The 9,322-nt window shown below is 56.1% G+C and carries 6 protein-coding genes and 4 pseudogenes; 5 read left to right on the forward strand and 5 right to left on the reverse strand.

Translation table 11 applies throughout. From position 1 onward, the window contains the following. Positions 1-360 precede the first annotated feature (360 nt). Positions 361-597, forward strand: coding sequence for a hypothetical protein (locus tag AC0L28_RS33980; RefSeq protein WP_473482817.1), 237 nt, complete (start codon positions 361-363; stop codon positions 595-597). Between the two features lie 200 nt (positions 598-797). Here the strand turns inward: AC0L28_RS33980 and AC0L28_RS33985 are convergent, their stop codons facing one another. Continuing rightward, positions 798-3,407, reverse strand: a complete 2,610-nt coding sequence (locus AC0L28_RS33985; RefSeq protein WP_473482819.1) for an HAD family hydrolase — start codon at positions 3,405-3,407, stop codon at positions 798-800. Between the two features lie 805 nt (positions 3,408-4,212). Between AC0L28_RS33985 and AC0L28_RS33990 the strand changes: the two are divergent. Then, a pseudogene (locus tag AC0L28_RS33990) lies at positions 4,213-4,993 on the forward strand (IS110 family transposase); the annotation flags it as partial. Continuing rightward, positions 4,973-5,143 carry a hypothetical protein gene (locus AC0L28_RS33995; RefSeq protein WP_473482827.1) on the forward strand — a complete coding sequence of 57 codons (171 nt, stop codon included), beginning with the start codon at positions 4,973-4,975 and terminating at the stop codon, positions 5,141-5,143. The pseudogene AC0L28_RS33990 and the gene AC0L28_RS33995, both read left to right, overlap by 21 nt. 318 nt (positions 5,144-5,461) lie before the next feature. Here the strand turns inward: AC0L28_RS33995 and AC0L28_RS34000 are convergent, their stop codons facing one another. Both AC0L28_RS34000 and AC0L28_RS34005 read right to left on the reverse strand, forming a co-directional pair. After that, the gene (locus AC0L28_RS34000) at positions 5,462-5,539 is read right to left on the reverse strand and encodes a hypothetical protein (protein WP_473482825.1); all 78 of its coding nucleotides are present in this window, start codon (positions 5,537-5,539) and stop codon (positions 5,462-5,464) included. Positions 5,540-5,742: 203 nt separating this feature from the next. Next, positions 5,743-6,207: pseudogene (locus AC0L28_RS34005) on the reverse strand (transposase); the annotation flags it as partial. 47 nt (positions 6,208-6,254) lie between these two features. Here AC0L28_RS34005 and tnpA point away from each other — a divergent pair. Beyond that, positions 6,255-6,687 (forward strand): annotated as a pseudogene (gene tnpA / locus AC0L28_RS34010) (IS200/IS605 family transposase). 126 nt (positions 6,688-6,813) lie between these two features. Here the strand turns inward: tnpA and AC0L28_RS34015 are convergent. Then, entirely contained in the window at positions 6,814-6,957 is a 144-nt protein-coding gene (locus AC0L28_RS34015) for a hypothetical protein (protein ID WP_473482821.1), read from the reverse strand. Positions 6,958-7,380: 423 nt separating this feature from the next. Here AC0L28_RS34015 and AC0L28_RS34020 point away from each other — a divergent pair, with 423 nt between their 5' ends. After that, a complete protein-coding gene (locus AC0L28_RS34020; RefSeq protein WP_473482823.1) occupies positions 7,381-8,076 on the forward strand; it encodes a hypothetical protein in 696 nt (231 codons plus the stop codon). 347 nt (positions 8,077-8,423) lie between these two features. On the opposite strand, the pseudogene AC0L28_RS34025 reads toward AC0L28_RS34020, so the two are convergent. Then, positions 8,424-8,983 (reverse strand): annotated as a pseudogene (locus tag AC0L28_RS34025) (IS110 family transposase); the annotation flags it as partial. Between the last annotated feature and the right edge of the window lie 339 nt (positions 8,984-9,322).

The raw sequence follows: 9,322 nt of genomic DNA on the forward strand, positions 1-9,322 counted from the left end.
CAGAGATCATTGCCAACGTTTTAGATCGACTTGCAGCGAATCCAGGCCAAGGGCTGGAAATCGACGTAAACATTGCCGAACGAGTGTTGACGCTGGCAGAGAGATTCCCGCTATACCCCACCTAACCAGTGGGGCAAATTAGCGTGTGCGTTGTCGATGCAAGCGGCAAGATCGTTCGCGAGAGCAAGGTGGCCAGCGAGCCGGAGGCATTGATCGCCTGGTTTGTCTCGCTCGGCATTGACCTTGTGCGGATCGGGCTGGAGGCCGGCCCGCTGTCGCAATGGCTCTACGCGGCGCTGGCAGCACAAGAGGTGCGGGCGCAAGCTCATCCAATCGAAGCTGAGAGACGTCGAGAACAGTGTGCGCGGCATTTTGCGTGGCTTCGGGCTAAAGGGCGGCAAGACGACGCCGCGCGGCTTTGCCCGACGCATCCAAGAGCTGGTGGTCGGCCATGCGAACCTGAAGATGGTCGCCGCGGGACTGCTTTCGGTGCACGCCGTGATCTTGCGCGAGTTCCAGGCTTTCGAGAAAAAGGTTCGCGCGCTGGTGCGCCTCGATGCCAGAGCCAGGGGGTTGATGTCGCTGATCCCGAGATGATCGAGCGCGTCATGGCAGATGAGGTCAAGCGCGTCCTATAGCTTCGGCAGCTCGACCAAGCCAAAACGCTTCGCCGGACGCTCACTCGAAGCCTAGGCCTCAATCCCTTAATCAGCGCCAACAGGGCTTCATTCGCGATCCTCCGAATCCCTTCAGGAGCCAGTGAATCACCGCTGCGCCGGCGGCACCATCTTTCCGCGTTACTGCGAGGCGCCTGGGCTTCGCGGCGGATCAGATGCCCTCAAAACCAATGGGCGAAAGATCACATGATAGTAATGAGGCGTTTTGAACTGCTGCAAATCAACGGGACATATTGTCGCGACACTTGCCTGCGACAGGCACTGGTAAATCTGTCCCTCCCGGTTGATTTCTTTCAGATCGAGAGAGCTCGACACATCACTACACACCCTTCTTGCATTATCTAAAAGTTGTATACCCTCTATCTGCAACCATACGTAGCGCTCTCCCAGAAGCATTTTCACACTGGTGCCGCTTTCACATGGCAGCACAATGGAGAAATATCCGTCATGCAGATGGTGCGCTCTAAGCAAGAAGACCTTGGACTCTCGTATGCTCCCTATCGAGACTTTCAGAGGTGAAAACCGCACATTCATATCTTCTGGTCTTAGATCAAGTTGAAATCGTTTTTGCACAAGACCGCTGAACGCGAAGTCAAGCCCCAAGCTGCGCGTTTCAAATGCACCCAGCCGATAAGGTGAGGGCAGGCACCTTACATTCTTCCAAGCACTGTCTAGATCATAGAGCGTCTTCGTGCCATCAGGCCCCATAAACTTGTCGTTCTGGAAGCCCTTGAAATATTCCAACTCCGCTTCGGTAGGCATGTAGCCATGACGAAATAGAGCTGCGTGGGCGGCCTGCTGCAAAATAGACAACTCGTGCGTCACACCAGACTTCGTAAAAAACAATCTCGCATCGTTGATGAACCGCAAGCATTCATCTTGAACTTTGGCAACCTTATCGTACTGCCTTTCGCTAAGTTTGATCTCATCGAGAACTGGCTCCCCGTCCAAATCATAGTCTACAACCATTCCTTCCTTTAGGATGCAACATTGCTCAAATAGATCATATTTCCAACAAGACGTTGTAATAAGTGCTTTTCCGTTCGCGGGTCGGTAAGGTTCGTCGGAACCCACCAAATAGCGTCCAAGTATTTCGACGTTCAATTCTTCTTTGAACGTCCGAGTCAAATATTCCTGCGTTCTGCCGTAAATTCCTTGGTCCGCCAAAATAATGGTATCGCCTTCCTCTACCTCCAGTTTCTTCGATATATATCGCATTAAGCGGGCACGCAAATCAAAGGAGTTCCTGAATATCAACTCTAACACATCGTCGTCGCGCAGCAACTGATGGAATGCCGTTTGCGGATCGGCAGATTGATGGGCGATCCGTATTAATAATTCAGTCACTTCAGGCGGAAGCAAAAGCTGTTTTGCAGTGGCATGGAAATCGTCAACTTGGTGTTCGATATCGCTGATGTAATAATCGACATCGGCGCGGGTTTTGAAAGAGGCCGCAATAGCAAGAAATTTGCGGATTCGTACCAATTTGCCGACGGGCTTGCGCGCATAGGCCTCACACGCAGCCGAAAGAAGATAAGCGTCACGCAACAGAAAGAAGACTTTTACTCGCTTGCCCTGCTGTTTTAGTGCCTCCACCTCGTCAATAAGAAAACGCGCATAGGCGTATAGCACCGGGCCAAACGACATGTAGCCGATCAGCGTCTCAGGCGAGTACGGCTGCAGGTTTGCTACAGCAAATATTGGATGAAACGGACTATAGCACGGCCGAACAACTGCTTCCGGCGCTGCCTCATCAAGTACAATCAACGATGATGCGGCGTGCTGCAGGCGCAAGAAGTCTGTGACCTCACGGTCAAACGGCAGGAACTGCAGCGCACGTACGCCCAATTTCTGCGGCGCTTGCACATCGGCTACGTCGTTATCCCCGATGTGCAGCAGTTGTGATGCAGGCACGCCAGACTCTTTAATTACAATCTGAAAAAGGGCATGGCTCTTCGACGTCCCATAATCGACAGAGCAGTAAATCTTGCTGATTACCTGCATAACGTCTTCAGGCAAATGCCGAGCCAAGAGGCGCCTTAACTCGTCTTCGCGCAAATACATATCGCTCACGATGACAATTTTGATACCACGAGCGTGCGCCAGCCTGATCAGTTCTACGAACGGTGAGAATGCAAAACAAACATCCATTTCGGTTCGGATTTCCGCCTCGGCCAACAACTCCCGTTCCTCGCCAGAAAGCGATGTAAAAAGCCGATAAATATCACCGAGATCCGCCTCCCTCGATCCGTTCTCTAATGGCTTCGCTCGACAGGCACGCGCAGCAGCGCTAACGCGTTGGTGAGGAGCTATCCCTAGCCTTCGCGCGACGGGATTATCGGCGAGCACGGCAAAAACGTCTCTAGGTGTCGATGTCTTGCGCCATAGCAACGTATCGAAACAGTCAAGCGAGAGTACCTTTACTGAATCCCCAAAATCGTCAAGAATTGTGAGAATCTCGTGAACGTTGATGTTCGTCCTGTGGTGAGTATCAGGCATGTTGCTCGGGAGCAGGCAATCCTCCGGTTTGCGCCGTTGGGTGGTCTTTCCTGTCAGACTACCCCCGCCTACCATCGCGTCAGGGTAGAGGTCGTCTCCGGGAAGACGCGTCAAGATCTCGCCAAACGGGTCATGACCCAACAGATTTTCCAAACGGAACTTGTCGGAAGACTGTTGGTCACCATCGGTTTGCCTTATCTTGGCGGTTAATCGCTCAAGTATATGCTGCATATGGTATCTCCTTCGCGCGAGCGTAATCTTCCTGGGAGAGAACTTCTCACTTGATGTGCAAGCACTGGCGTCTGATGTGCAAGCACTGGCGTCGCGCAACACATCAATGAACGTTCCAAAATTCGTGCCAGCCGGCTGATCGAGTCAAGGAAGACTTTTTCGGTTGCTTTTCAGACGTTTAGGCTGAGCGGCACAAGAGAATGGCTAAATAGCTCTTTTGTGCCGAATCCGACAAAGCTGACAGAGTCGGGGCCCGGTTCGACCGCCATGGCACATCGGCAAATCGCAGCAGCGAGTTGCGTGCGTTAAGTTTATGTAGAAATCACCTGATGATGTGGTCGTCCGCCACGGCACGGCACACCATTACCAACTCAGACGCCAAGCACGGCGGGTTTTGGAGTATGTCTGCCACCGACTGGGGCATTCGTATGGCGTGTCATTTCGCCCTCTCCCGGAACTGACCCGCAGTTCCTTGGCGATACCAGCAGCGTACGCCATCGGCATAGCCGGCGCGCCGCCACAGGCCGGCACCGATGAAGGCGGCCGCCGAACCATATTCAAGCTTTTCGCCCAGCGTTTGATGATTTCGGCAGCTTCCAACGCCCTTCCGGTCGGCCCAGCGAGAAGGGCGTTCGAGGTGAACTCTCTGCCATAGCACCTACGGATGAAGGATCGGCGGCGACCGAGAGAGCGGTGCGCGCAGCTTTTCGCTGCAGGCGCGCACGCACGGCTGTTGAGACGGCCATGGCTAGTCAAAGTTTCTCTAGAATGTGAATGTACACAACCCATTCCGGAGGTACCGACCATGCCCACTTTAGATTCTACACCCGCCGCCGCTGTGCTGGTGGCGATCGACATTGCCAAGGTGCGCAATGAAGTCTGATCGAAGCACCAGGCCACAAGCGCCGGCGTCGGCTTTTGGTCCTCAACACCTGTTGCTGAGCACGACCATCTGATCGAAATGCTGCAGTTGTACGCCGCCCTGTGGTCTGCGCCTTTGACGCGACGGGAACTGTCACCGGCCGATAGCATGGCGCCTGGCTGAAGCCGGTTTTGAGGTGCGGCTCGTGTCGTCGCTGGCGCTGGCCCGAACCCGAGAAGCGTTGCACAACAGCTGGGACAAGAACGATCCAAAGGATGCCAGGTGATCCTGAACATGCTCAGGATCCAGGCGACACAGGCCTACCCTGATCCGCTGCGCGCCGGCATCAACGACCTGCAAGAGCCGTTGAAGACCCATGAAGCGATCGCCAGGGCCGGGACCGAGATCCAGGACCATATCCTGATGCACTACCTGCCGATGCATTTTCCCGACATAGATCGCTTCCGGGGGAACAGCCGCAGCGATTGGCTTTTCGCCTTCCTTCATGCCTTTCCGACCCCGGCAAGCACGTAAATATCCATCAGGATCTGTGTCTTGCTGACTTTGCGCCCGACGACGTCCCACGCTGCTGTTACAAACTCCTCCTTCGTCAGCGCCGTGATGGGCCGACGAGCTGTTGCGGCACATCCAGGATTATCAGCTCCTGCGCCAGATCCCTGGCATCGGGCCGATCAATGCGCGAATGATCATTGCCGAAGCCGGCGGCCATGAATCGGTCGAGACCACACAGATCTATCTCGAAGCGACTTTGGCGATGAAGGAGGCGGCGTTGGCAAAGACGCCCCCTTGTTCCGGTAAGTCATCCCGGTTCTGGCCCGACGACAATCTGCTGGAGTTCTTGAACAGCCTGTAGTTCGGGCTGACTATGTCGGGTGGCCCGGGTGTTTCTGCGGGAAATTTCCCTATTCCTCAGAGATTTACCATCACCGTCAGGGCTAGTCGACATAGTCGGGCGGGGTAGATAGGGCCGAAGGACATGAGGCGAGATGGATTTGCGCGCCGCAGAGACCTGTGCGCGGGAAGCATTCTTCATTGATTTTGTTTGATCTTTTCCGCTTCCGGGGTAAAGGGTGCAGAGATATCAGCGCCGACGTCGTCGGCTGTGTCTTCTGACGCTCTCGTGTGAGCGTCAGTGGTGTTTTTGCCCGCTATCCAGCCATAGCGATGACCTTCAAACTGCGTTCATATTGTAGGCGATGGCAGTGAGGCGGATTTGAATGCCTGCCTTTGCAAGCCCTCTCCATCGCATCCGACGAAGGCCGTAACTTCGTTTCCATGTGCCGAAGATCTTCTCGATCCGGCCATACGGTGGATCGGTGGATCGGTTGGTAAAAAGGCCTCAAGGCGTGCCAGCGTTTCGGCTTCATCGCGTCCCCACATACCGGTGGCAACGATGCGTGGCGTCCCACCCTTGGCGCGCACCGCGTCGCCGAAATGGTTGCCTGGATAAGCGCTATCGGCAAACACCTCGCCGGGATCGTCCGGCAGAGCATCAGGACCGGCCTTGCCATCGTTGATGTTGGCAGGCGTGACTGCGATCTCCTCGACCAGAGCCGTGTCAGCGTCGGCGCCGACATGGGCCTTGAAGCCATGAACCGCTGGCCGGCCCTTATGCTTGACCCAATGGCCCTCTGCATCATCCTCACTGGCCGAGGCGATGATCGTCGCATCGACAAGCGTGCCGGTCTTCACACGGATCGCTTTGGCCTTGAGCTGGCGGGTGATCTCGTCGAACAGGGTCTTGTCCAGACCATTTGCCACAAGGGCTGTACGAAACCGCACGATGCCGCCGCCCACGAGCCGATCGGCCCTCTCGATGATTTGGGGGACCCTCGTTATCGACAAGCCATGTTCCGGCGCCCGGTCGACGAAGCGCTTGCCATTTAGAGTCCCCGATAGGGGATCTGTAAACCCCACGCCTTTAGGCGGCCTGGATCGCGACGGTTCCGGTGTAGATTGGTTGGATGGAAGCGTACAAGCGTGGCAGCCATACAGCCTGGGACTGCAAATATCATCTGGTGTGGGTGACGAAGTACCGTTACGCGGTGCTCGGCGGAGATGTCGGTAACCCGTTGCAGAGAGTTGCTGCGTGAGACGGCGCTGGCGCAACTAGATGGTTGTTCATGCCGGGTCGATCAACCGAGACCATGTACATATGCTCGTGTCGATCCCGCCGAGCCTGTCGGTGTCGCGCGCCGTGCAGCACCTGAAAGGGCGCAGCTCGCACAAGCTGCTGAGCGAGTTTGCGATATTGCGTAGGCGCTACTGGGGCCAGCATCTGTGGGCGAGGGGCTATTGGGTTACCCACGAGCGGCAACGTTACGGACGAGATGTGGATGGAGTATATCAAAGAACCAGAGACCGCCAGAGCCCGACGACAACTTCAACGTGACGTGAGTTCGCTCCTGTCCGCCCATTGGCGGACTGATCCGGCTTTAAGCCGTAACCTGAAGCCGCCGCCTGTCAGGCGGTGGAGCATTCACAAAGGCTTCGACCAGGGCGACGTTCCTATCGACGGTCGGGCTAAACCCCCAACAGGCTCGCAGCTTTTCGATCATTCCGTACAATCAGCGAACTCCTGTTCTGATCGATGCGGCCGATGGTGAGGTCTATCGGGCCGATGTTGATCTGATCTTCCGGGTCGCGACCACCGGCAGGCGCCGCCAATATCACATCCCGGACCAGCCGCCGGTCTCTGCCGAGGCAATGCTGTCTCGGGAGAAATGGCACAAGTTAAGCTGACGGCGCGGCGCTGAAGGTCGGCTGACATGTTTGTTCGCGGCCGTTGCGGATGGTCATAAGCACCATGGCCTGTCGTCGGGGCGCCAGATCGGCTGCAGGCTTAAGCAGTACGACATCCAGATGGAACGCCTGCTATCCGATGTCGGAGCTACGACATTCTGTCCGGCACGCGACACGTGCCAGACGGGATAACCAAGACAAATCAGCACTGGGCGTTTGGCACGCGTTTTGAACGCGTCACCTGGTCAAGGGTCAGCGCCATGGCTCGCTCCGTCGAATCTTCGTAACGACAGTGCCTGCCGACAATATTGGTTCCGTGCGGCGGTGGTGCAGAAAAGGCGATTTACAATGAACATTCGAAATTTGACGAAACTGGCCAATACGCTCGGAAGTGACAAGGGCGATGAGGTTTACCACGCCCATGGCTACACCAGCTTTTACTCATTTCTGTTCGAGGAATTCCGGCACGAACCTTTCACGATGGTCGAGATTGGACTGCAGCGCGACGACTGTGACGATCCCGAAGAACTGCTTACTCGCAAGGTGGAAGACATACCGTCGATCAAGACGTGGTTGGAGTTCTTTCCGAAAGCTAACATCGTCGGCTGCGACATTTCAGATTTCAGTGCTTTCAAGATAGAACGCTTTCGTTTCGAGCAGCTGGACATGGGGGATCCGGCAGCTCTGGAACGCCTTGCCGGCTCACTGCCGCCCGTAAGGATCATCATCGATGATGCCTCGCACGCCGCCTACCATCAGCAGCTTGCTCTAGCAAAGCTTTTTCCTATCGTCGAACCGGGCGGCTTTTACATCATCGAGGATCTGCATTTCACGCCCTTAACTGCCGCAAGATTGCCTTCCTGTAACCCGACCGCTGCCGTAGTCGAGACGTTCGAGCACTCGCGCCAGCTCGACATTGCCTTCCTGTCCCCCATCGAGCGCAGAAACCTCGAGACGTCGATCCGAAAGATGTTCATCCATCGCAACGACAAAGGCGGCGTCAGCCGCTGGGTCATGAAAATGGTCGCGTTTGAAAAGTATTAGAGCGCCGAGCACGCAGCTTCTGCTCGCTAAAGGTGATGATCAGATATTGGTCGAAGCTTCAATCTTTGCATTGATATAGCGTCACTATGCCGCATTTGCAGCATCAGGCTTACGCATGATGGGGCCGCGCGAGGCCGATACCGCGCTTTTCAGACGGCCATGGCTTGGCGTCGATGGATCCGAATTTGTGCTGCCGAGCGGTTGGTCTGGGATGGGACGAAGAGATTTCGGACGGCGGAGAAGATCCACACGAAATGCTGCAATGAGCCGACCTACCAGAAACCTGTCGCGTTCTCCCGTTCCGGAGGGAGCGGGAAAAAGCTGGGGGCTTTTTTCCCGCTCCCCCACAACGCCGTCCGCGCCGCCAGCATCGCACCGATCACAATCTCCAGAGCGACGTGCCCTGCTGTCAGTTCCCGGATGCGCGCCTCAAACTTTCCACGACTGACCTCTCCGACCTTCAGCCCGTAACTGCACAAGATCCCACGGATGCTCAGTTCAACGTCGAGGAGCTTGCCTTGCAGAAGCTTGCGTCCAACAAGAAGGGCTCGGGTATCCTTGCAAGTCACCGATTTGGCATGAACCGGGCGGTACCATCCCATCCGCAGCAGTTGGGCGATCCCGCGTGCATCTTTCGGTCGGTCTTCACCGTCATAGCCGAGAGCGCCGCCTTCACGTGCCCCGTCTCGAGCAAAACCGCATCGTGTCCGGCGGCCACAAGTCCGGCATGTAGCCATTGCGACAATTGCCCGGCCTCGAGCCCAATGCGGCCGACAGATAATTCCAGTTCGTCGAAATAGCGGACCAGTGCCTCGGGCTCGCTGGCGATCTTGATCTCGCGCACGATCGTTCCGGTCGTGTCCACAATGCACACGCTGCTCTCTTCCAGAGAGACATCGATTCCCACATATGTTCCTGGCTGTTCCTCTCATGATGCTTGGAGCCGATCGCTCGGACTCCGTTTCAACCCATCATTCTGAGGGACAGCCACCCAACCTGGCTATGCTCGCGAAGGCCGGCCCATTACGGCATCTAGCCGATTGATGGGACGCTCGATGATGCAATGCTGGGTGCCACACTTTCAGGACATCTCGGGATAAAGGCCCAGAAGCTCGTCAATCAGGTCAGCAAATTTTTGTTCCGGAGGGGTCAGCGAGCTCAAGTTGGAAGAGATGAGGTAGACATCCGCGCCGAGCGGCTCATCGAACAGCCGCAACGGCCACAGTCGCCCCTGGGCTACGTCGTC

The organism is Mesorhizobium sp. WSM4847 (genome assembly GCF_055811335.1).